This window comes from Haloplanus rubicundus (genome assembly GCF_003342675.1).
GTDB lineage: Archaea > Halobacteriota > Halobacteria > Halobacteriales > Haloferacaceae > Haloplanus > Haloplanus rubicundus.
Window position 1 is genome coordinate 2,333,585 of sequence record NZ_CP031148.1, and the last position, 21,560, is coordinate 2,355,144.

Genomic DNA, 21,560 nt, shown 5'->3' on the forward strand with positions numbered 1-21,560 from the left:
ATTTTCCGAATAACTGACCCGCCGCCGCGGTTCCGCTTTCGACACGCGTATCGCCCTCGATATCCAAGCAGGCGGTGTGTCAGCCGATCTGTTCACACCGCTCGAACTCCGCGGGACCGAGCTCCCGAACCGTATCATGGTGTCGCCGATGTGTCAGTATTCCTGTGAGGCTCGCGACGGCCTCCCGACGGACTGGCACCATACCCACCTCGTCAGTCGGGCCGTCGGCGGCGCCGGCCTCGTCATGACCGAGGCGACGGCCGTCGAACCACGCGGCCGCATCTCGCCGCAGGACCTCGGGATCTGGAGCGACGACCACGCCGACGCCCTCGCCGACATCACGGACTCGATCCGTGCCCAGGGGAGCGTCCCCGCCATCCAGCTGGCCCACGCCGGGCGCAAGGCGTCGACGAAACGCCCGTGGGAGGGCGGCGACCCGATCACCGGCGACGAGGGCTGGGAGACCATCGCCCCCTCCGCCGAGCCTTACCCCCACGACGCCGGGGCGGTCCCCACACGGGAGATGACGGCCGACGACGTCGCGGCCGTGATCGACGCCTTCCGGGACGCCGCCGTCCGCGCCCGCGAGGCCGGCTTTCGGGTGGCCGAGATTCACGCCGCCCACGGCTACCTCCTCCACGAGTTCCTCTCGCCGGTGACCAACCACCGGACCGACGCCTACGGCGGCGGCTTCGAGGGCCGCACGCGCCTCCTCCACGAAATCGCGAGCACCGTCCGCGAGGTGTGGCCCGACGACGACCCCCTGTTCGTGCGCATCTCCGCGACCGACTGGCTCCCCGACCGCGACTCCTGGACCGTCGAGGACTCGATCCGCCTCGCCGACGACCTCGCCCCCCTCGGCGTCGACCTGATGGACGTGAGCGGCGGCGGCATCCACCCCGAGCAGCGGATCCCCTCGACCGGCCCGGGGTATCAGGAGCGCTACGCGCGGCGGATCAAGACGGAGACGGAGTCGGACATCGCCGTCGGCGCCGTCGGCGGCATCACGACGCCGGAACAGGCCGACGCGCTGATCAGAAACGGTCGGGGTGACCTCGCCATCGTGGGTCGGGAACACCTCCGCGATCCCTACTTCGCGCTGCACGCGGCCAAGCAACTGGACCGCCTCGACGACGTCGAGGTCCCGCCCCAGTATCACCGCGCGTTCTAAAGTATCGGTCGAAGCTGTTTGCACAACCGATCGCAGTGCGGCGTCTGATCGGCTGTGAACTGACTTTCAATCGCTACTATCGTGCCCGCCGTCGGGCGACGGCGCGGCGAAGTCCCCGTCGTCGTCGAAGGCGAGTTCGTCCGGTTCGGCGACCACCCGCAGGTCGTCGCGATCACGCGCCGCCTCGATCAGGGGCGCGGAAGCGTACACCCGCTGTAGGCGCATCGTGTCCGTCACGCGCAGGACGCGCGCCTCGTCGCCGGCGACGGGGCCGACGGTCCCGAGGGCGCCGAGCAGTCCCGCGCGGTCGTTCTCGACGACGGGAGGCAGGCGGACACAGCGAACGGTGCTCGCGGTGATGGCGTTGATCAGCGCCTTCGACGTGTCGATGCCGTCGAGGATGTCGTGGTGGACGAAGTCGGCCTGTCCCATCCCCATCGCGTTCCCCTTCGTCTTCTCGGTCATCCCGCGGAGGAAGATGCGCTTCACCTCGGGCGACTCGGGTTCGGGTTCGTTGATCGTGAAGTGTCGGCGCCCGGTGACGTTGGTGTCCATCCCCTGCCCGCTCACGTCCTTACCGATCCGATCGACCACGAGCACGTCCAGTTCGTCGAACGGGAGCGTCGGCATCCGATCGTAGGCCATCTCCAGCAACTCCCGTTCGCGTTTCAGGAAGCCCGAGGCGGGGACGCCTTCCAGCAGCGTCGTGTCGTCGTGTTCGTCCTCGACGATGGCGACGCCGCCGGCGACGGGGAGGGAGTCGAGCAACTGGCTCGCGATTTCGGGGAGCATGTTCCGGAGGCTCCAGTCGACCGCCCAGTCGTGGGCCATCTTCGCTCCCTTCTGTTTCCCCATGCCGATGACGAGCATCTTCGAGAGGCCGCTCTCCACCTCGCCGCTGAAGTCGGTGTGGGGTTTGATCCGGTTGACCATCACGATGGCGTCGGCGGCGACGGCGTTGGCGTCGGCGTACACCGAAACGCCGCGTTCCGGCGTCTCGCCCACCGTCTCCACCTCCATCGTCGCACGAATCTCGCAGCCGACCGTCTCCTCGCTGACGCCGAGGGTGTTCAGTTTCTCGCGTTGTCCCTCCGCGGTCGCGCCGCCGTGACTCCCCATCGCCGGGAAGACGAACGGTTCGTACCCTTGTTCGCGGACGCCGGCGACGACGCCGCGGACGATGCGTCCGAGGTTGGCGATGCCGCGACTGCCGGCGCCGATGGCCACCTCGCCGCCGTCGGGGACGTGGTCGAAGTCGAGGTCGTGCGTCGCCGACGCGGCGCGCGATTCGATCTCCTCGGTCGGGATGGGGTCGGTTTCCCAGACCTGTTCGACGACGCCCATCCGCGGTAGGGCGAGGTCGCCGACGGTCGTTCGGATGGTGTCCTCGGGGACGGCGAGCGAATCCCTCATACCGAGGACGTAGCAGGGACGTGGAAAAGAAACCCGCGGATCGGTCGGTCGACCTTACGCGGCCGCTTCTTCGGCGAACTCGTCGTCGTACTCGCCGTCGTCGATTCGCTCTTTGAACTGCCGGGGATCGTTACCCTCGATGGTGACGCCGAGGGTGACGCAGGTGCCGACGACCTCCTTCGCGGCGTTTTTCAGGTCGTACGCGAGCAGGTCCGACTGCTTCTGCTCGGCGATCTTTTTGACCTGTTCGACGGTCAGGTCGGCGACGAACGTCTCCTGGGGCTCGCCGCTCCCCGTCTCGAAGCCGGCCTCGTCCTTGATGAGTTCGGCCGTCGGCGGGACACCCACCTCGATGGTGAAGGAGCCGTCGTCCTCGTACTCGACGGTGATCGGTACTTCCATGCCGTCGAACGCGGCGGTCTCGTCGTTGATCTGCTGTACGACGGCCTGTACGTCGACCGGCGTCGGACCGAGTTCCGGCCCGAGCGGCGGGCCAGGGGTGGCCTCGCCGCCGGGAACGAGCACTTCGATAGTTCCAGCCATACCGAACCAAACCCGCGGCCGACTTTTAACGGTTTTCTTTCGGTTCACGGGTGTGTCGCGCGGTCACAGGGCGTTCGGAGTGCGTCACGAACGGTTCGTCCGTGAGTCCCGGCGCACCGCCTGACGATCCCGGAATCCGGTTCAGACGTCGACCGCGAAGGAGTCCGTCGACCCCGCACGCACCGCCACGGCACCCAACAGCGTCGCCAGGTCGTCTAGGTCGTTCGCGTCGACGACTTCGACCGGCGTGTGCATGTAGCGGTTCGGCAGGCCGACGTTCAGCGCGGGGGTGCCGCCGGCCGCGACGAAGAAGGCGTCGGCGTCGGTGCCGGTCCGACTCCCCGCCGCCTGCAACTGCACGTCGACCCTCACGTCGTCGGCCGCGGCGCGCGCCATCTCGACCAGCACGGGATGGTTGGCGCTCCCGCGGGTCACGACCGGCCCCTCGCCGAGTTCGACCGGCCCGCGCCGCTTGTCCGGAATCCCCGGCGAGTCGGTGGCGTGGGTCACGTCGACGGCAACGACGGCGTCGGGCGCGAGGTCGGCACCCACCATCCGCGCGCCCTGCAGGCCCACCTCCTCCTGAATCGTCGAGACGGCGTACACCGTCGCGTCGGCGTCGGACTCGACCGCTCGGCGCAATCCCTCGGCGGCCGCCCAGACGCCGATCCGGTTGTCCATCCCGCGGGCCGAAATCCGCGAGCCGTGGAGGTCCTCGACGGTGGTCGAGACGGTGACGGGGTCGCCGACGGAGACCAGCGATTCGGCCTCCTCGCCGTCGGCCGCCCCCACGTCGACGTACTGCTCCTCGACGTCGTCGTAGCTCTCCTCGCCTTTCTCGCGCAGGTGGATCGCCGTCTGCCCGACGACGCCCGCGACCGGGTCGTCGGCGTGGACGGTGACGTGTTGGCCCTTCGACACCGTCCGGTCCGCGCCGCCGATCGAGCCGATGCGGACGAAGCCGTCGTCGTCGATCCGGCGGACGATGTACCCCACCTCGTCGGCGTGGCCGGCGAGGGCGAGTTCCGTCTCGCCGCCCTCGTGGACCGCGACGGCGTTGCCGTAGTCGTCGGTCCACACGTCGTCGGCGAACTCGCTCACGTAGTCGAGCCAGACGCGTTGCCCGCGGGTCTCGAAGCCCGACGGACTCGGCGTCTCCAGCAGTCGGTCCAGAAACGCCCGGCGCTCCGGTTCCAGTGTCATACCCTCGGGTACGCGAGCGCGGGCAAGAACCCAGCGATCCGACGGGTCGAGCGGCGGCTCCCTCTAGCGATCCGTCGGCTCACTCCCCGTGTCGCGTCACACAGGTCGACAACCCCGTCACCTCCACCGGTTCGGAGTTGTCGGGCGAGTAGACGACCATCTGCCCTTTCGCCATGTACGGCACCTTGTCCTCCAGCTTCGGCGGGATGTTGACGCTCTTGATCGCGTCCTCGTCGCCCAGGTTGAGGACGAGTTTCGTGTTTACCTGCTTGAACACCGACTCCGCTACGTCCTGTGGGTCCTGCGTGATGAGGAACAGCCCGAGTCGTTCCTTGCGGCCCTGTTTGGCCGCCTCCGTGAACTTCGTGATCACCTTCCGCGCCTGCACGCTCTCCGCGTCGGTGAGGAAGTTGTGTGCCTCGTCCATCCCCACGATCAGCGGCGTCTCCTCGATGCGGTCGTAGGTGGGGTCGTTCGACAGCTTCTCGTCGACCAGCAGGCTGGCGACGGCGAGGACGACCAGTTCCGTCGCCCGCGAGTCGTTGACGTGATACGTCGGCACCACGGTCAGCCCACCGGGACGGACGAGTTCGTGGATCAGGTCGGTGACCGGGCGGGCGTCCCGGTCGAAGACCCGGCGAAAGGCGCTCCCGAGCGCTCGCCGGCGCACGGCGTCGAAGGTGGCCTCGTGGACCCGCCCCGACTCGTCGAGTTCCTCGCGGAGCGCCGGGTCGTCGAGATACGTCGTGAAGTCGTCGTACGTCCCGCCGTCGCCGTAGTCGTCGAAGAATCGGTCGAGCAGGTAGTCGAGCGCCTGATACTGGTTGTCGTTGAGGCGGGCGCCCGCGACCAGCCACGGCCGGTGCCGGACCATGCTGAACGGGACGGTGAAGGACACCTGCTCGGCGCGGTGGTTGGCGCCGTCGTACGACGCCCCCCCGACTTCGGGGACGAACGCGATGGTGTCGTCGTGACCGCCGTGGGCGACCCCCTCCCGGTCGAGTCGACGAGCGATATCGTCGTCCATGTCGGGGTTGTCGTCGTGCATCTGGGCGTACTCGTCCTGCGGGTCGAACTGGACCACCGCCGTCGCTACCTCGCGCCCGTCGTCCATCGGATACGCGGTGTCGAGGTACTGCCGGAGGACGTTCTTCGAGGCGTGGGTCTTCCCCGACCCCGTGCCGCCGGCGACGAGGGTGTGCCGGAAGACGAGGGGGTCGCCGTCCGCGTAGTCGTCTTTCAGCCGGTAGTCGATGGTCGGCGGCGACGCCGCGGTCCGCACCGTCTCGCCGCCCACCGAGAGGTGGCCGACGAAGACGCCCTCGCTCGGGATGGCCAGTCCCGTCTTGATCTGTTCGGCGTCGCTCGCCTCGCGCACCACCGCGCCCGGCTTGGGCACCCGGTCGACCATCCGCCGTTGCAGGTCCTCGCCGTCACCGGACTTCGTCCGGTTATCAGAGGCGCCTTGCGCCTCGCCCTCCGAGAACAGAACCGCCACGGGGTCGAGCGACGCGACGAACTTGTAGTCCCGCTCCGCGAAGTCGTCTCGGCGCATCGCCCGCCGGGCGTGAATCTCGGTCGCGTCGTCGGCCTCGAACTCCTGGGCGTACTCCAGGGCCGTGATGCGACAGAACAGCGTCTCGTCGTCCGGATAGGGCACGAGGAGGTACTTCCCCAGCCGCACCGACTCGCGGTTGTCGCTGGTGACGAAGGCTTCGAGCGTCGTCTCGTCGCCGTCCTCCGACACCCGGAGGCCCTGCGAGACGGAGATGGAGCCGAGGCCGCGGTCGGAGCCGGCGGGCGACACATCGTAGGGTTCGAAGTCGTCGGCAGCGGGGTCGGCGTTGGCGTCCGACGACGCCGGATCGGCCTCGCCGTCGGTGTCGTCGGAGGAGAAGTCGGTGAAGTCGCCGAGGTCGGACATGTCCGCTACCACGGACGATGGGCTCAAACCGCTTTCGGCGCCGGGCTACGACTCGTCGGCGCCGCCGTCGCCCTCGCTGTCGGCGTCGGGGGGTCGCCCCGTCGACGCCCCGTCCCGCTCGTCCGCCACGACGGCCTCGCCCCTCGGCGGCGTGTACGCGTACAGCAGCCCCTCGTGGGGGACGTAGAAGGCCGCTCCGTCCGGCCGCTCGAACACGCGGGCGTCGACGTCGATGGCGGTGTCGACCAGCCCCGAAAGCGAGTCGACGTCGACCCGCGGGCGGTCGAGGACGGCCGACGGGAGCCGGGCGGTCGTGATCCAGTCGTCGAACTCCTCGCGCGTCGACTCGAAGTCCAGACGGTCGCGTTCGGCCACCGAGACGGCCAACTGACCGTCGTATCGACCGTACGTGAGGCCTGCGAGGCCGACGACGCCGATCAGCAACGCGACCGGACCGCCGACCCGCCACGCCGGGCCGTACGTCCGCTCGCGGGTGATTCGCTCGGTCGTCGAGCCGGTGACCGCCTGTCCACCCGTCTCGCCGGGCGCGTACGTCGATCCGTCGACACCGACGGGGAGACGGTACGTCGCGCTCCGCTCGACCGGCTGGCCGTTGACCTCGCCGTCGAGAGCCACCGTGTTGATCACCGTGATCCGGGTCGAACCCGGCGTCCCGCCGAGCCGCTCGGTGACGTTCGCCGCCCGGTTGGCGACCCGACTGACGTTCCGGGAGAACGTCGTCCGGACCGGCTCGCCGGGCGTCACGCCGCTCGCGTCGGTCGTGCCCAGCGGCTCCTCGATCCGCCAGTACTCGACGGTCGATCCGTCCTCACCCTCCTCGACCGCCCGGACGACGAGCGTCTGCTCGACGGCGACGTCGACGCTCCCACCGCCGCTGGCCGCGTACTCGAAGGCGAAGGTGCCGTCGAGCCGCGGGCTGACGGTCAGGAAGTACGCCGGCCGGTCCGAGAGTTCGGTTCCCGTCGCGTAGAGCGGGTTCGGCTCGGTCACCGTCGCCGCCGTGGTGTAGCTGCCGTTGCCCTCCCAGCTCGACACCTGTCGTTCCTCGACGGTCGTTCCCGGCGCCGCGTAGGCGGTGTACGCGACGTATCCACCCGCGCCGGCGACGACGACGGCGACCAGTGCGACGGCCCAGAACCACTCGTCGAGGATCGCGCGTACGCGCACCCCCAACAAATCTCGATCGCCCCCCAGCGACATGGCCGGTTCGTTTCCGGCGGGGACTTAAAAACGTTGAGCAAGCGACAACGGTCAGCCGAACCGGTTCGCCAGCCGGCGGAGCGTCGACGGACCGTCCCGAGAGTGGGAGCGGACGCGACCGGTGCCGACCACCGCCATCCCGACGAGATACATCGTCCCCCCGAGCAGCGCGTCGATGACGACGATGGGGAGCCACGGGTGGACACGGTAGAGTGCGACGACGACGGGCTCCGGGAGGACGGCGAGATACCGGTACTCGGTGAGGAAGTAGCGGTAGTATCCCGTCTCGGGCGGCGCCGTGAGCGTCAGATCGACCCGCCCCTCACCCCGACTCCCGACGTAGACGTGCTCCGAGTCGACGGCGACGCCGTCGCTGGAGTCGAAGTAGACGTGGACCGGCACTAGCCCGGCGTTGGGGACGGCGTACGGGACCGTCGACGACTCACCTTGCCGGATGGTCGTCGGCTGCTCCGAGTCGAACTCCGCGCTGACGACGCCGAACTCCTGTGTGCCCGCAGGGACGACCATCGCCGCCGTCGCGGTGGAGACGACCAGCAGGGCGAGTGCGACCATCACGAGCCGCGTCGAGACGCCGTCGTCGCGGCTCCGGCTTCGCTCCCGACCCTTGCTCCGGTCGTCGCCAAGCACGAGGTCGAGGACGTACGCGAGCGCCGATCCGGCGAGGAGGAGGTAGGTCAACCCCTGCGGTCCGAGCAGCGAGCGGGTGCCGAGCGTGGCCGCGATCCACCGCTGGGCGCCCGAAATCACGTCCTGGACGCCCACGACGACCGTCCCGAGGTTCGGAATTACGACGACGGTGCCCCCCACTTGCAGCGCCTTCGCGACGATCTGGGCCTCCTTCACCGGGGGTTCGCCGCCGTCCTGATCGGTGAAGGGGTTGGCGTCGCCCCTGGTTACGTACCCCCGCTCCGTCTCGCCGACGACGCGGTGGGTGGTGAGACCGCCGCCCTGAATCTCCTCGGCGCGGAACGTGATCACGTCGCCTTCCTCGACCTCCCCAGCGACCGCCGACGGCACGGCGACGAAGCCATCGCCGGGCTCCATCGTCGGCGCCATGCTCCCCGTCTCGACGTAGCTGAGGAGGACGGGCTGGCCGAGAAACTGGCCGGCGAGGAGCGAGACGACCACGAGGACGAGGAAGAGTTCGAGTCCCAGTGTGAGGAGGCGGCGGGCCGACGGCATCTATCCACACGAACGCGAGCCGGGGCAAAAAACCTCGGTCGGCAGGGTAGCGCTCGGCGGGAGCTACTCCCGCAACCGACGGACGAGCGCCAGCACCACCACCACCCCGACGAGGGCGACGAGCCACAGCGTCTCGGTCGGCGCCCCACCAGCCGGTTCGACGATCGGCGGTTCCGCGTCGGCCGGCGTCCCGGCCGGCGAGTCGTCAGTCGACGGGGTGGCGGGCGGCGACGCCGCGGCGCCGCCCGGCGGTCCCTCGGCGTCGCGTCCGGTGTTCGTCTCCGGCCTCTCGACGACGAGCCGTCCGGCGTCGGCCGACCCGACCCGAACCGCGTAGGTGCCCGCATCCGACGGATCGACCCGGAACGACAGCGTCGTCGATTCGCCGGGGTTCAGGTCGACCCGCCGCTCCGCGACCGGGTCGCCGTCGAGAGTCAGGGCGATGGTCCGTGCCCCGGACGCGTCGCCCGCGTTCGTCACCTCGGCCGTCACGGTCGTTCGCTCGCCGGCCGTGATCGATTCCGACCCGAGGTCCGCGCTCGTCACCCGCAGGTCGGGCACCGCCGCGGCGACGACGAACGTCGAGAAGCCGGGCGTCTCGGTTTCGAGGAACACCCGCTCGTCGGTCCGGCCGACCACCTCGACGCCGCGCTCGGACCACTCGTGCCCATCGTATCGGTAGACTGTCAGGTACTCGGAGGCGTACCCGGCCGCCTCCAGATACGCGCGGTCGACGGCGAACCGGAGCGTCGCTCGCTCGACCGCCCCCCGACGCTCCACGACGCGGACGGCCCCGAGCGGACGCACGCCCGCGTCCGCAGGGAGCGCGCCCGCCGAATCGGGCGGCGTCACGCTCACGTCGAGGTCGAGGTCCCCGCCGTCACTCACGACCGACAGTTCGTCGAGCGTCAGGGCGCCGTCGCCGGCGCGGGCGACGACCAGGCGGTCCAAATCGAGCGTGATGGAGCGCCCGGCTGTGGTGTCCCGGAGGGTCAGGACGCGGCTCGTCGGGGTCGGGCTCGTGATTCGGGTCGTCGCCGGTTCGTCGGGATCGGTCGCGGCGATCCCCGATTCGGGACTGGGCGTCGCCGTATCGGTGCCGGTGTCGGGATCGGCCACCTGCGCGCGGACGGTGAACTCGCTCGATTCGGGCGGTTCGGCGCCTTCGGTGTCGACGACGACGCCCACGGCCACCGACTCGTCCGGCGCCAGCGTGACGGCGTCGGCGTGGGCGTCGACCGGCGCGCCGTCCGCGAGGAACGTGATCCCCGCGGCGTCGCTCGTGATCCAGACCGTCGCTGCGGCGTCGCCGTCGTAGTGGATGCGGAAGGCGTCCGCGACGTACGTGCGGGCCTCGGGATTGAGACCGTCGCCAGCGAGGGCGGGGTTCGAGGTCGTGAAATCGAGGGCGAGAGTGCCGGTGTCGGTGATGGTGACGTAGTCGGCGTTGGCGCTGTTTTCGGTGGTGAGGGTGACGTTGGCGGAGGCGGGGTCGGTCGCCCGTTCCGTCAGTGGTGCTGCGACGGTGGGGAGTGCGAGCGCTATCGTCGCGAGCGTGAGGGCGACGAGGGCGGTTCGGCGTCGTGACATGGTTCGGTTGGGTGCGTGGGGGACCACTCGCACCCGCGGGTTCGTGTTGGGCACGCGGCTACACGTATTTTGTATTAACGTGATTGAAGCAGCCCGCAGCGGGCAGAGGCTGCGCAGTCAAACCGGTGGCCGAGCCGACCGCAATCGTCGAGCTGTCGTCCGAAGGTGGCTGGACGCGTTGTGCTTCGAAGGCGCGACACACCCCGTGGGAATCGGTCTACTCCAGTATTCCAGAGGGGCCACGCGGCGCATCAGACGCTTGTTCGGTTATCGGATCTGCACGGATCCGCAACGCGAGTTGATACTGCTGTACGTTGGCGTCACCCGTTTCGATGAAGAGGCCTGCGTTGAACGACTCACCAGGGTAGAGTTCGGTTGCGTCCGCCTCGGAGGTGAGCAACTGGTTCCGGTCGCTATCGACCAGTCCGAGGCGTTCGAATCCAGACGGAACGTTTCGGCCGCTACCAAACACCTCGACTGGATCGGACCCCTGATTGGAGATCACGAGTAGATCCCCGAACGTGTATCGGGAGTTCGGCTGCACACCGTTTCCCTCGGGCGTGTCACCGATTCCCGCCCGAGTTTTGATACCGGGAATATAGAACTCGAGTTGACCGCCACTAGTAGTCGTCCTGCTGAGGTCCGAGGACGGATCGAGGCTGAGGTACGCATCGTCGTCGTCCTCCACATCGACAGAGACGGTCCGCTCAGCACGCGCACTTGTGAACGCCCCCGTACCAGTGACTGCACCGGCAGCAAGGGAGAGGCTTCCGAGCCCGAAGAGGAACCGACGTCGTCTCATATATTAGGGGGCGAGGATTAGCAGTGACGTTTAAGTCGATCCGGTGATGTCACGTTCGCCGCCGGTTTCGACGGCGAAGGCGTACAGTCCCACGTCGCTCTCGGAGAGCGTGCTCGGATCGAAGCTGTCACCGGTTTCGATCGAGAGGTCGACGCTCGCCGTCTGTCCGGGCGTGAGGACCTTTTCTTGACCACTGGTACGCCAGACGCGGCCACCGGCGTCGAGCTTGTTCGCCGAGGGATTCCCGATGCCGGTCGAATTCGCGTTCCCTTCCGAATCCGTTTCGTCGTAGGCGTACACGACGTTGATGCCAGCGTAGTCCTGAAGCAGATCCGGAAGACTGCCCGAGGAGGGAGCGCTCGTTCCCGCCGGAGGATTGTCGATACCAACCTGGTTCTTCGCCACGCCGACGGAGAAGGCAACATCGTTCTGACCGTTGTTCTGGACCTCGAACAGATCGTGGAACGCGGTCCGTGCGTCCGGATTCAGACCCGTGCTGTTGTTGTTGTAACCCGATGCAAAGTCGATCTGCAGCTGGCCGTTTGCATCTTGACTAACCCGTTCGTCGGTCCCACTGAGTGCGAGGAACGCGTTGCTGTCAGTAACGACGTTGACAGAAACGGTCCGCTCGGCCGTCACACTCGTAAACGCACCAGTACCAGTCACGGCCGCCGCGCCAGCGGCCAGCGATCCCACACCAGCGATGAACTTTCGCCGTTGCATTGTTGTCCACGTGCCCCGTCCGGAGCACATCACACCCCTGGACCCCTACCCCGTTTGTAGTAAGCCGATTGAACCGTCTACAACGAGGGGATAGAACCGGTTCAACGACCACGTATCCCGGTTTCAGGGTGGCGTTGATCCGCCTTCGAACGGTCGTTGATCGGGGCGTTGGCCGGGGCTGAAAGCCAGTCATCGATTTGATAATGATGGTCATTTATGTGCGAAGGCGTGTTCAGAATCGGCCGACCCGGACGCGTTCGCTGGGGGGGACTCGAACGACATGAGCTTGGCACGAGACGACGTATACGAGGTGTTGAGTAACCGACGACGGCGGTTCGTCATTCACTACCTGCAGCGGAACGGTCCGCGGGCGGCCCTGGGGACGCTCGCGGAGCACGTCGCCGCCTGGGAGGACGGCATCGACGTCGAGGCCGTGGGGTCGGCCGCGCGCAAGAACGTCTACACGTCGCTGCAGCAGTTCCACCTGCCGAAGATGGAGAAACTGGATCTGGTGATCTTCCACCAGCGCGACGGCGAGGTGGAACTCACCGACGTCGCCGCCGACGTCGACCTCTACCTGGAAGTCGTGGAGGGCCACGACGTGCCCTGGAGCCTCTACTACCTCGGAGTCGGGGCGCTCGCCGGGGGCGTGATGCTCGGCCACGCGCTCGACCTGCCGCTGCTCGTGGGGCTGGGCGACGTGGACCTGGCGGTGTTCACCGTCATCGCCATCGCCACGATGGCGCTGATCCACACCTACTACACCCGCGGGATGCGTCTCGGAACCGACGGGCCGCCACCCGAAGTCGAGCGATGAGCCGGCGAACCCGCCGCATCGTCGCGCTGGTCGCCCTCTGTATAGCGGCCAGCATGGCGCTCGGCGTCGGGAGCTACAGTTCGGTGTCGGCCGAGCGGAGCGTGAGCGTGAGCGTCGTTCCGCCGGAGGAGGCGTATCTCGGGTTCGACGAAAATCTCCGGTGTGGCCCCGGTAACAGCGCCGGGGTCGGCAACGGGCAACCGTTCCTCCACAATCAGTTCGCAGCCGACATCGACGACATCAAGTTGCGGGTCACGGCGCTCGGTGGATACGTCCGCGTCAGAGCGGACGAGTCGCCGAAGGGAGCGCCCGCCAAACAGCTAACTCCGAACGACCCGACGGCGACCCTCGTCTTCGAGGACACGTACGGGCCGGGAAGCAGCGTCGAACTGGAGATATACGGCCCGAGCGGCGTCGGAACCAAAGACGGTGCCGACGAACTGCGGATCGAACTCGTCGAAGCGACGGGGCCGAACGTCCGCGTCGCGGGCGCGGACAAGACGTACGAGGTGAACTGCCCCGATCAGTATTCGCCGCCGGAAGGTGAGGGGAGTGGCGAGAACGGCGGCGGTCAGGACTGAGAGGCGTCCCGTTCCCGGGATCGACCCCGCACAGTTATTCACGTGCGGAGCGGTCGCTTGGCCATGACGCCGGCTATCGACGGAAGTGGTTCCCCGTGACCGACCGCACACCCGATCTTCACCCCGAGGCGAGAGAGATACTCGACCGGGTCGACCTCCCGCCGACCCACGCGCTGTCGGTCGACGGCGCCCGGGAAGCGCTCCGTGACCTACTGGTCAGCGACGACCCGCCGGACGACGACCTGACGGTGCGCAATCTGTCGATTCCCGGCCCCGACGGGCCGGAGGCGCCCCTCGACGTGCGAGCGTACACGCCACTCGGCACCGACGACCGTCCCGTCCTCGTCTACTTCCACGGCGGCGGCTGGGTGCGCGGCGACCTCGACACCCACGACGGCCTGTGTCGCCTCCTCGCCGACGCCGCGAACTGCGTCGTCGTCTCGGTGGACTACCGGCGCGCGCCGGAACACCGCTTCCCGATCCCCGTTCGCGACGCCTACGCGGCGACGGCGTGGGCGGCCGAACACGCGGAGGTGGTCGGCGGCGACCCGGACCGAATCGCGGTCGGCGGCGACAGCGCGGGCGGGAACCTCGCCGCCGCGGTGACGCTTTTGGCCCGCGAGCGCGACGGGCCGGAGGTCGACCATCAGGTCCTGCTCTATCCGGTCACGGATTACGACCTCGACACCGACTCGTATCACGCGAACGCCGAGGGCTTCCTGCTCTCGCGGGCGAGCATGCGCTGGTACTGGGCGCGCTACCTCGACGACGAACTGGACGGCGCGAACCCCTACGCGTCGCCGCTTCGAGCGCCCGACCTCTCGGGGCTGCCGTCGGCGACGGTCGTCACCGCGGGCTACGACCCGCTCCACGACGAAGGTGCGGCGTACGCCGACCGACTGCGCGAGGCGGGCGTCGAAGTTACCCACGCGGACTATCCGGGGATGGTCCACGTATTCGCGTCGTTCCCGGACCTGGAGCGGGCACGGGACGCACGGGAGACGATTGCGGCCGATCTGGCGGCGGCGTTCGGCCGGTGACGGCGTCGCCCGTCACGGACGCCTTTTACGTCGGGCGCCCGTAATCTGGGATATGCTACTGATCCGCGGTACGGGCGGCGACACGACGCTCACCGGGACGGTTTACGAACGGGGTGAGCGCGCGCCGTCGTTCCAGGGCGCGCCCGACGAGGACGCCGCCTACGTGTGGGTCTGCGACGAGTTCTACGAGGTCGAAAGCGGCGGCTCGACCACGCGGATCGACGGCGAGGAGAAACGGATCGCGTTCGAGTCTCCGATGCCCCGCGGCTTCGACACGCGCGAACAGGCCATCGAGGCGGCGAAAGAGCACCTCCGAACCCAGTTCGCCCGCGTCGGCGTCCCGGAGTCGACGGTCACCGTCGAGATAGAGAAAGCGGAACCGATAGAGTAGCCGGGCCGCGGGACCGACCGTCGCCGGCGGCTCTTCCGAGCCACCGCCCGCCGATGTTCGCCGCTCGACGCCTTCCGCGTTCTGGCGACGCGTTGCCACACCGAGGCCGCCGCGTTCAGAACTCCACGTCCCACCGCACGTCGTCGTACGTGCGGACGAACGCCGAATCCAGTCGCTCCTCGAACTTCCGTCGGAGCGCCGCCTTCTCGTCGACGCCGATGCGTGCCAGCGCGTCCGCACGCTCGACGACCGTCGGCGGGCCACGCGAGACGGCCACGTCCCGCAGTATCTGCCGGGTGAGGCGGTCCCGCGCGTCGGCGTCGCGGGTGAGGCCGGCCGGCGCTTCGACGCGATAACACAGATCCTCGCGGGGGTCGTAGACGACGAAGAAGGTGACCTCGTAGTCGGCGGGGTCGCGCCGTCGCTCGACGCCGAGGGCGTCGCCGTCGGCCGCGAGGGTCCGATCCGAGCCGCCGCGGGAGCGAAACCAGTTGGTAAACGTGAGGCGGTGGCCTGCCGTATCGTCGCTGTCGTCGCTCGGTTCGAGCAGTCGCGTGAAGAACGCGGTGTCGTCAACCCACGGCGCGTCGACGCCCTTCTCGCGTAGGGCGCGCGTGATCAGCTTCGCGGAGGGGTTCTTGACGAAACCTCCGAGGGCCACGTCCCGGTCCAGCATCCGTTCGACGAGGCGGACGTAGTTCTCGACGATGGCTCGGGGTTTGGCCTCCGTCGTCAGCGCGCCGAGTTCGGCGTCCCGGTCCTGCCAGTTGAGGAGTTCCTTCGGGTAGAGGGGCCCGTCGAGGAGCAGGCAGTCGGAGACGACGTCGGCGTGTTCGAGCGCGTGAGAGCTCTCGGCGAGATAGAGCGCGAGGGCGTGGACGACGCCCTCGGCGTAGCGGTTCACGCGCGGGGCGTGCAGAATCTTCCGTCGGAAGTAGCCCTCGTCGCGGCGCACCCAGTCGGTGCCGAGCGAGAGCGTCGGGTCGTTGGCGTGGACCGTCGTCACCAGACTCCGGGCGCGATGGAGGTCCAGATCGGAGGGGTCGGCGGCCATCGCGGCGTGAGCCACGTCGAGGACGAGGCCGTTCTTGAACGTGGTCGGGTTGATCGTCCCCGAGTCGAGGCCGTGGACGGTCGGGTAGGGGGTGTCGACGAGGGCGACGTCGTCGACGGCGACGGCGCGGAGGCGACGTTCCCCGAGGGGGTCGAGGACCGTCCGCCCGTCGACCCGGAGGGGATCGAGCCACTCCTCGAACGCCGTCCGCGCCAGGTCGTCGTGGTCGCCGTCGTCGACGCGGCGACCGAGCAGTCCAGCGAGGTCGGCGACTTCCTCGACGTGGACCGGATCGAGTGTCATAGGGCACCAACCGACCGGAGGCACAAATATCGTCGCGTTCGACGGCGGGGCGGAGCCGGCGATTCCCGCCGGAAGACGGCACCCTCATACTCGTCGGTGGACTAGGGGCGGTATGGACACGGCCGCGGTGGCGTTCGACCTCGACGACACGCTCGCGGTCACGCGGATCGACCGAGCGACGCTCCTGGCGGAGGCGCTCCGCGACGTCGACGCCCCGCAGCGCTCGCGGGAGGCGTATCTGCAGGCCCACGCCGAGAACCTGACGGCCCGGAGCCGGGAGCCGGTGTTCGAGCGGCTGTTCGAGGACGAGAACGTCGACGCGGCCGCGGTGGCGGCGGCGTATCGCGACCGGGTGAACGCCGCGCTCGAACCGGTTCCGGGCGTCGAGCGGATGTTGGCCGACCTCCGCGAGCGCTATCGACTCGGCCTGCTGACCAACGGGCCGGTGGTAGCCCAGCGCTCGAAACTCGAGGCGCTGGGGTGGGTCGACGCGTTCGACGCCGCCCTCGTGACCGGCGAACTCGCGGCCGGCAAGCCCGAACCGGCGGCGTTCGAGTCGCTGCTGGCCGAACTCGGCACCGACGCGTCGGAGACGGTGTTCGTCGGCAACGACGTGACCGCCGACGTGGGGGGGGCGGTCGCCGCCGGCATCGACGCGGTGCAGGTGTGTTACCCCGGCGGCCCGTCCCGCGACCCCGACGCGTTCGCCCACGTGGAACGCGACGAACTCGCGGCCGAACTACCGCGGATTCTCGCGGCGCGTTAAGCACTCACCGCCGCCTCGACGACACGCAGGACCCGCTTCACCTCGGCGCCGTTCTCGACGAAGACGACCGTCCGCGGTGGCTCGGTCGCTTTGGGGCGGACGCGGAGGCCGGCGTCGCGGGCGGCGTCGAGGGTAGCCTCCGGGCCGGCTTCGAACACGATCCGGGCGCGCTCGGGGTGGACGAAGACGACCGCGAGCGGCCGGTCGGCGGCGCGAACACGGTAGGCGCGGGCGCCGTTCGGCGTCGGCTCCACGTCCGGGTCGGCGTCGGTCACCGTCACGTCCGCGAGGCCGTCCTCGTGGCCGACGAGATCGGAGGCGAGGAGCTGAGCGATGCGCACGCCGTCGTCGAGTTCGTGGGAGACCATGGGTGTGGTAGGGTTCGGAGGGGTTTCAACACTCATACTGTTGGCTGTAACTGTTTCAAGATGTCCGCAACCCCGGGATGGCGGACATCTTGATTGACTTACAGCCGGCAGTATCAGTCTTCGAGTTCGGCCAGCGCACGCCCGGCGACGTCGCCGACGGCGACGCCACGGCCGCGGGCGTAGAGGACGGCCGCGGCCTCGATGGTGACGCCGAGTTCCCGCTGGCGTTCGTTGATGGCGGCGACGGCCGTCTGTTTCTCGACGCCGGCGTCGGTCAGCGCCGAGAGAACGCGCTCGAAGGTGGACTGCTCGCGGAGGACGGACTCGTCGGGGACGAAGCCGTCGGGGACGGCGACGCCAGCGGGGTCGAACTCGGCGACGAGATCGTCGCCCTCACGGGAGAGGAGGCCCCGGCCGGCGGCCACGTCGACGAGGCGTTTGGCCTGATCGGGCGTGAACCAGTCGCGGTCGAGCGACAGCGCGACCACGAACTCCCCCTCGCCGAGGCGTTCGCGCCCCCGGTCGCGGAAGGGCGCGGCCACGGCAGCCTCGAGACTCATGACACACAGACCGGCGGGCCGCCCACTAAATCCTGTCGTGTGCGCACTTCTCCGTTTCGAGCGATTCAAGTAGTTGCTTGGACTGGATAGCGGTATGAAAGACCAGGGACGCTCCACGCGGAAGCGCACTGGGGGCCGCCTCCGGCCCTTCCGAAACAAGAAGCGGTACCAGCTCGGCCGCCAGCCGGCCGAGACGACGGTCGGCGAACCCCGATTCCAGACCGTCGACGCCCGCGGCAACGAGACGAAGACCCGGGCGCTCGCGACGAACGTCGCCCACGTCGCCGTCGACGGCGAGACGGTCGAAGCCGACATCGAGAACGTCGTCGACAACCCCTCGAACACCAACTACGCCCGCCGGAACATCATCACGAAAGGCGCCATCCTCGAGACGAGCGAGGGGCGCGCCCGCGTCACGTCCCGCCCGGGACAGAGCGGGCAGGTCAACGCGGTGCTGGTCGACGAGTAGGGCTTTTCTAACGACGCTTACGGCGTCGGCGCCGCCTTCTGTAGCGCCGTCTCGGCGATGTTGCCGCCGTAGTCGGCGCTCCGGGAGAGGGAGTCGACGACGAGACCGAGCAGTTGCGCCCGCGTCGGATCGAGTTCGCGGAGGAGTTCGTCGATGGAGCGGGCGTGGCTGTCGATGCCCTGCACCGACTCGCGGGCCTCGTTCGCCTCGCGGGTCGCCTCGTCGCTTCCGTCGAGGAAGAGCGCGTCCATCGCGACGTCGATGACGTTCGCGGCGTCGGCGTGGAGGCCGCCGAGTGCCTCGGTCACGTCCTCGGGAAGCGGCTCGTCGAAGTTGAGCGAGAGGTGGGCGATCTTCGTGGCGTGGTCGGCGACGCGTTCGAGCTGTCGGGCCGCGGACTGGTAGTCGAAACACACCTCGCGGGAGACGCCGAGTTCTTCGGCCGCCCGGGGGCTGCGAAGCGTCGCCCGGAAGATGCGCGAAACGACCATCCACAGGCGGTCCACGTCGTCGTCCCGCTGGATCACGTCGCGCGCGAGGTCCTCGTCGAGGTCGATCAGCGCCGTCACCGCGTCCTCGAGCATCGAGAGGGCGATCAGCCGCATTCGGGTGACGGCGTTGTTGATCGAGAGTTCGGAGGAGTCGAGCAGGTCCCGGATGACCACCCTGTCACGGGTCTCCTCGAGCACTTCGAGGCCGACGAGGCTCTGGGTGGCCTGCCTGATCGTGCGGCGCTGATCGGTCGTGATCCGCGCGCTCTCCAGTGCGATGATGTCGAATCCGCTGACGTACATCGTCATGACGGCACGAATGAGTTCCTCCCCGGCGAGTTCGCCGATGTCGAGCGTGCCTTCCGTCCGCTCGTCGCCGGTTCGTGGCGTCAGAAAGAGGGAGTCCCCCTCGGGATAGAAGGCCACCTCGCTGCCCGCCGACACGCCGTTGTCGGTCGCCCAGTCTTTCGGGATCGACACGGTGTACGTCGATCCACCGGTCACCTGCACCTTTCGGGTCTCGACCATACGCGGACAGTACGGACTCGCCGAGATAAAACCATTCATATCTATATACCCTTGCCGGAAGCACGGGGGACGCGTGGACGAACACGCCGATTCGATGTCTGGTGTGACCCCGATTCGTCGACGGTGCGGTACTGGGTAGTAATCTAACGACGCACTTAGAGACAGTTATACGTCCTATCTATCGCTCAATAGCCGATTTTTCGCTATTCGTTCGTGCAGCCACTCGGTCCGAACACCCACGAATTCCACGTTATCCGTTGCCGTACCAACTTCTATATAGTTATAATAGAAGGGTACTTACGTCACAGTCGACCAGCATCGGGTGATGACGGAGGAATCCACGAGTGGACGCGTGTCGCGCCGAAAGTTCCTCGCGGCGACCGGGACGGTCGGCGCCGTCGGGCTCGCCGGCTGTACCCAGAGCGGGGGCGGCGGTGGCGGTGACGGGGGCGACGGCGAACTCTCCGGCACCATCGACATCGCGGGCAGTTCCACGGTGTTCCCGCTCGCGACGGCGATGGCCGAACGGTTCCAGGAGGAGCACTCCGAGGTCAACATCAACATCCAGTCCACGGGGTCGGGCGGCGGCTTCGCGAACCACTTCTGCCCCGGCCGTACCGACTTCAACAACGCGTCGCGGCCCATCCAGCCGCCGGAGGAGGACGCGTGTTCCGAGAACGGTATCACGCCGGTCGAGATGACCGTCGCGACGGACGCGCTGACGGTAGTCGTCAACAACGAGGCCGACTGGGTCGACTGCATGACCGTCGAGGAACTCCAGCAGATCTGGTCGGCCGAAGAACCGCCGGAGACCTGGAGCGAGGTAAACTCCGACTGGCCGGATCAACCCCTCGAACTCTACGGCCCGACGGACGCCTCCGGCACCTACGACTACTTCATCGAGGCCATTCTCGGCGAGGAGGGACCGGGCCACCGCCAGGACTACTCCGCCACCGAGCAGGACCGCACGATCATCCAGGGCGTCGAGGGCTCCGCGGGCGCCATCGGCTACCTCGGCTTCGCGTACTACTCCCAGAACCAGGACCGAGTGAAAGCGCTCGGTATCGACGACGGGAGCGGCTGTGTCGAACCCTCGCTCGAAACGGCGCGTGCCGGCGAGTACACGCCCCTCGCCCGTCCGCTGTTCACCTACGCCAAACAGGAGGCGCTGGCGGAGGACCACGTCGCCGAGTTCGCGCGCTACTGGATCGAGAACGCCAGCAGTCAGGACATCGTCGCCGACGAAGTCGGCTACGTCCCCCTGAGCGACGAGGACCAGCAAGCCGCGATGGACGCCCTCGAGACGGCCATCGAGAACGCCCAGGGCTGAGACGATGTCCGGAGCCGTTCGCCGACGGGGTGTCGCGACCCACCGGCGATGGCTCACGGCGCCGAACGAAGAGCTTTTTCCACCGAGCGAAGAATCGACCCACGTTAGATGAGTACGGACGACCTACAACGGGACCTCACCCGTCGAACGGAGAACGCACCACAGGAGCTTCTGACGCGCTCGTTTTTCTTCCTGTGTGCGGTGCTGTCCATCGTCACCACCGTCAGCATCATTCTGATGTTGACCACGGAAGCGGCGAAGTTCTTCACCATCACGGCGCCGCTGATGGGCATCGAGGGACCGACCGCCTCGGTCGTCGACTTCCTCACCGGGACCGAGTGGATCATCAACAACGAACAGTTCGGCGTCCTGCCGCTGGTGTCGGCGACGCTCGCCATCACCATCGGGTCGGCCGTCGTCGCCATCCCGCTCGGCGTCGCGACGGCTATCTACCTCAGCGAGTACGCGAGCCCACGCGCCCAGCAGGTGTTGAAGCCGGCGCTCGAAGTGCTCGCCGGCGTCCCGACGGTCGTCTACGGCTTCTTCGCCGTCGTCTACATCACGCCCGCGCTTCGGACCATCATCCCCGGTCTCGGCACCTTCAACATGCTCTCGGCGAGCATCGTCGTCGGCATCATGATCATCCCGATGGTCGCCTCGATCAGCGAGGACGCGATGTCCGCCGTCCCCGACTCCCTCCGGCAGGCCGGCTACGGCATGGGCGCGACGAAGTTCGACGTCTCCGTCGGCATCGTGGTTCCCGCTTCCCTCTCCGGCATCTTCTCCTCTTTCATCCTCGCGCTCTCGCGGGCCATCGGCGAGACGATGGCCGTCACCGTCGCCGCGGGGTCACAGGCCAACCTCCTCAACCCGCTGAACCCGGCCGCGTATCTGGAGGGCGCGCTCCCGATGACCGCCGCGATGGTGAATCTCCTGACCGGCGACATCACCGGCGGCGGCGTCGCCTACCGCAGCCTCTTCGCCATCGGCCTCACGCTCTTCGTCATCACGCTCGTCATGAACATCATCAGCGACCTCGTCGCACAGCGGTACCGGGAGGAGTACTGAG

The 21,560-nt window shown here is 68.2% G+C and carries 22 protein-coding genes; 9 read left to right on the forward strand and 13 right to left on the reverse strand.

Features of this window, described 5'->3' with window-relative positions; genetic code table 11:
• The first annotated feature begins 76 nt into the window (after positions 1-76).
• Positions 77-1,171, forward strand: coding sequence for an NADH:flavin oxidoreductase/NADH oxidase (locus DU484_RS12990; protein ID WP_114606144.1), 1,095 nt, complete (start codon positions 77-79; stop codon positions 1,169-1,171).
• A 66-nt stretch (positions 1,172-1,237) separates the two neighbouring features.
• Here DU484_RS12990 and DU484_RS12995 read toward each other — a convergent pair whose 3' ends face one another.
• The 9 genes from DU484_RS12995 to DU484_RS13035 all read right to left on the reverse strand — a co-directional run bounded on the left by DU484_RS12995 (position 1,238) and on the right by DU484_RS13035 (position 11,793).
• Positions 1,238-2,584: a lactate racemase domain-containing protein gene (locus DU484_RS12995; protein ID WP_114606145.1), complete on the reverse strand. Its 1,347-nt coding sequence runs from the start codon at positions 2,582-2,584 to the stop codon at positions 1,238-1,240.
• 54 nt (positions 2,585-2,638) lie between these two features.
• Positions 2,639-3,127 (reverse strand): 50S ribosomal protein L11, encoded by a 489-nt coding sequence (locus tag DU484_RS13000; RefSeq protein WP_114586415.1) that lies wholly within the window; start codon positions 3,125-3,127, stop codon positions 2,639-2,641.
• 141 nt (positions 3,128-3,268) lie between these two features.
• Positions 3,269-4,324, reverse strand: coding sequence for a M20/M25/M40 family metallo-hydrolase (locus DU484_RS13005; RefSeq protein WP_114606795.1), 1,056 nt, complete (start codon positions 4,322-4,324; stop codon positions 3,269-3,271).
• An 85-nt stretch (positions 4,325-4,409) separates the two neighbouring features.
• The gene (locus DU484_RS13010; RefSeq protein ID WP_114606146.1) at positions 4,410-6,254 is read right to left on the reverse strand and encodes an ATP-binding protein; all 1,845 of its coding nucleotides are present in this window, start codon (positions 6,252-6,254) and stop codon (positions 4,410-4,412) included.
• A gap of 45 nt (positions 6,255-6,299) precedes the next feature.
• Positions 6,300-7,475 carry a DUF5305 domain-containing protein gene (locus DU484_RS13015; protein ID WP_114586417.1) on the reverse strand — a complete coding sequence of 392 codons (1,176 nt, stop codon included), beginning with the start codon at positions 7,473-7,475 and terminating at the stop codon, positions 6,300-6,302.
• A gap of 51 nt (positions 7,476-7,526) precedes the next feature.
• Entirely contained in the window at positions 7,527-8,678 is a 1,152-nt protein-coding gene (locus DU484_RS13020; protein WP_114606147.1) for a signal peptidase I, read from the reverse strand.
• Between the two features lie 63 nt (positions 8,679-8,741).
• Positions 8,742-10,268, reverse strand: a complete 1,527-nt coding sequence (locus DU484_RS13025) for a CARDB domain-containing protein (protein ID WP_157969571.1) — start codon at positions 10,266-10,268, stop codon at positions 8,742-8,744.
• 217 nt (positions 10,269-10,485) lie between these two features.
• Complete coding sequence (locus DU484_RS13030) at positions 10,486-10,956, reverse strand: hypothetical protein (RefSeq protein ID WP_114586420.1); 471 nt, start codon at positions 10,954-10,956, stop codon at positions 10,486-10,488.
• A gap of 144 nt (positions 10,957-11,100) precedes the next feature.
• A complete protein-coding gene (locus tag DU484_RS13035) occupies positions 11,101-11,793 on the reverse strand; it encodes a hypothetical protein (RefSeq protein WP_157969352.1) in 693 nt (230 codons plus the stop codon).
• Between the two features lie 280 nt (positions 11,794-12,073).
• On the opposite strand from DU484_RS13035, the gene DU484_RS13040 reads away from it, so the two are divergent.
• The 4 genes from DU484_RS13040 (at position 12,074) to DU484_RS13055 (ending at position 14,622) form a co-directional block, all read left to right on the forward strand.
• Complete coding sequence (locus DU484_RS13040; RefSeq protein WP_114606150.1) at positions 12,074-12,610, forward strand: DUF7344 domain-containing protein; 537 nt, start codon at positions 12,074-12,076, stop codon at positions 12,608-12,610.
• Entirely contained in the window at positions 12,607-13,191 is a 585-nt protein-coding gene (locus DU484_RS13045; RefSeq protein WP_114586423.1) for a hypothetical protein, read from the forward strand. The genes DU484_RS13040 and DU484_RS13045 overlap by 4 nt, the downstream gene beginning before the upstream one ends.
• A 95-nt stretch (positions 13,192-13,286) precedes the next feature.
• Complete coding sequence (locus DU484_RS13050; protein WP_114606151.1) at positions 13,287-14,231, forward strand: alpha/beta hydrolase; 945 nt, start codon at positions 13,287-13,289, stop codon at positions 14,229-14,231.
• 52 nt (positions 14,232-14,283) lie between these two features.
• The gene (locus DU484_RS13055) at positions 14,284-14,622 is read left to right on the forward strand and encodes a DUF7113 family protein (protein ID WP_114586425.1); all 339 of its coding nucleotides are present in this window, start codon (positions 14,284-14,286) and stop codon (positions 14,620-14,622) included.
• Positions 14,623-14,737: 115 nt separating this feature from the next.
• On the opposite strand, the gene DU484_RS13060 is transcribed toward DU484_RS13055, so the two are convergent.
• Complete coding sequence (locus tag DU484_RS13060) at positions 14,738-15,979, reverse strand: DNA double-strand break repair nuclease NurA (protein WP_114586426.1); 1,242 nt, start codon at positions 15,977-15,979, stop codon at positions 14,738-14,740.
• 112 nt (positions 15,980-16,091) lie between these two features.
• Between DU484_RS13060 and DU484_RS13065 the strand changes: the two genes are divergently transcribed.
• The gene (locus DU484_RS13065; RefSeq protein ID WP_114586427.1) at positions 16,092-16,745 is read left to right on the forward strand and encodes an HAD family hydrolase; all 654 of its coding nucleotides are present in this window, start codon (positions 16,092-16,094) and stop codon (positions 16,743-16,745) included.
• Here DU484_RS13065 and DU484_RS13070 read toward each other — a convergent pair.
• Both DU484_RS13070 and DU484_RS13075 read right to left on the reverse strand, forming a co-directional pair.
• Positions 16,742-17,113 carry a hypothetical protein gene (locus DU484_RS13070; protein WP_114586428.1) on the reverse strand — a complete coding sequence of 124 codons (372 nt, stop codon included), beginning with the start codon at positions 17,111-17,113 and terminating at the stop codon, positions 16,742-16,744. The two genes, DU484_RS13065 and DU484_RS13070, sit on opposite strands and share 4 nt — an antisense overlap.
• Positions 17,114-17,226: 113 nt before the next feature.
• Positions 17,227-17,673, reverse strand: coding sequence for a DUF2240 family protein (locus DU484_RS13075; protein WP_114606152.1), 447 nt, complete (start codon positions 17,671-17,673; stop codon positions 17,227-17,229).
• 94 nt (positions 17,674-17,767) lie between these two features.
• Here DU484_RS13075 and DU484_RS13080 point away from each other — a divergent pair, with 94 nt between their 5' ends.
• Positions 17,768-18,142, forward strand: a complete 375-nt coding sequence (locus DU484_RS13080) for a 30S ribosomal protein S8e (protein WP_114586430.1) — start codon at positions 17,768-17,770, stop codon at positions 18,140-18,142.
• A 17-nt stretch (positions 18,143-18,159) separates the two neighbouring features.
• Here the strand turns inward: DU484_RS13080 and DU484_RS13085 are convergent, their stop codons facing one another.
• Positions 18,160-19,161, reverse strand: a complete 1,002-nt coding sequence (locus DU484_RS13085) for a phosphate uptake regulator PhoU (RefSeq protein WP_114586431.1) — start codon at positions 19,159-19,161, stop codon at positions 18,160-18,162.
• A gap of 325 nt (positions 19,162-19,486) precedes the next feature.
• On the opposite strand from DU484_RS13085, the gene DU484_RS13090 reads away from it, so the two are divergent.
• Together DU484_RS13090 and pstC are read left to right on the forward strand one after the other, a co-directional pair.
• A complete protein-coding gene (locus tag DU484_RS13090; protein ID WP_114586432.1) occupies positions 19,487-20,491 on the forward strand; it encodes a PstS family phosphate ABC transporter substrate-binding protein in 1,005 nt (334 codons plus the stop codon).
• Positions 20,492-20,599: 108 nt separating this feature from the next.
• Complete coding sequence (gene pstC, locus DU484_RS13095; RefSeq protein WP_114586433.1) at positions 20,600-21,559, forward strand: phosphate ABC transporter permease subunit PstC; 960 nt, start codon at positions 20,600-20,602, stop codon at positions 21,557-21,559.
• The last annotated feature ends 1 nt before the right edge of the window (position 21,560 follow it).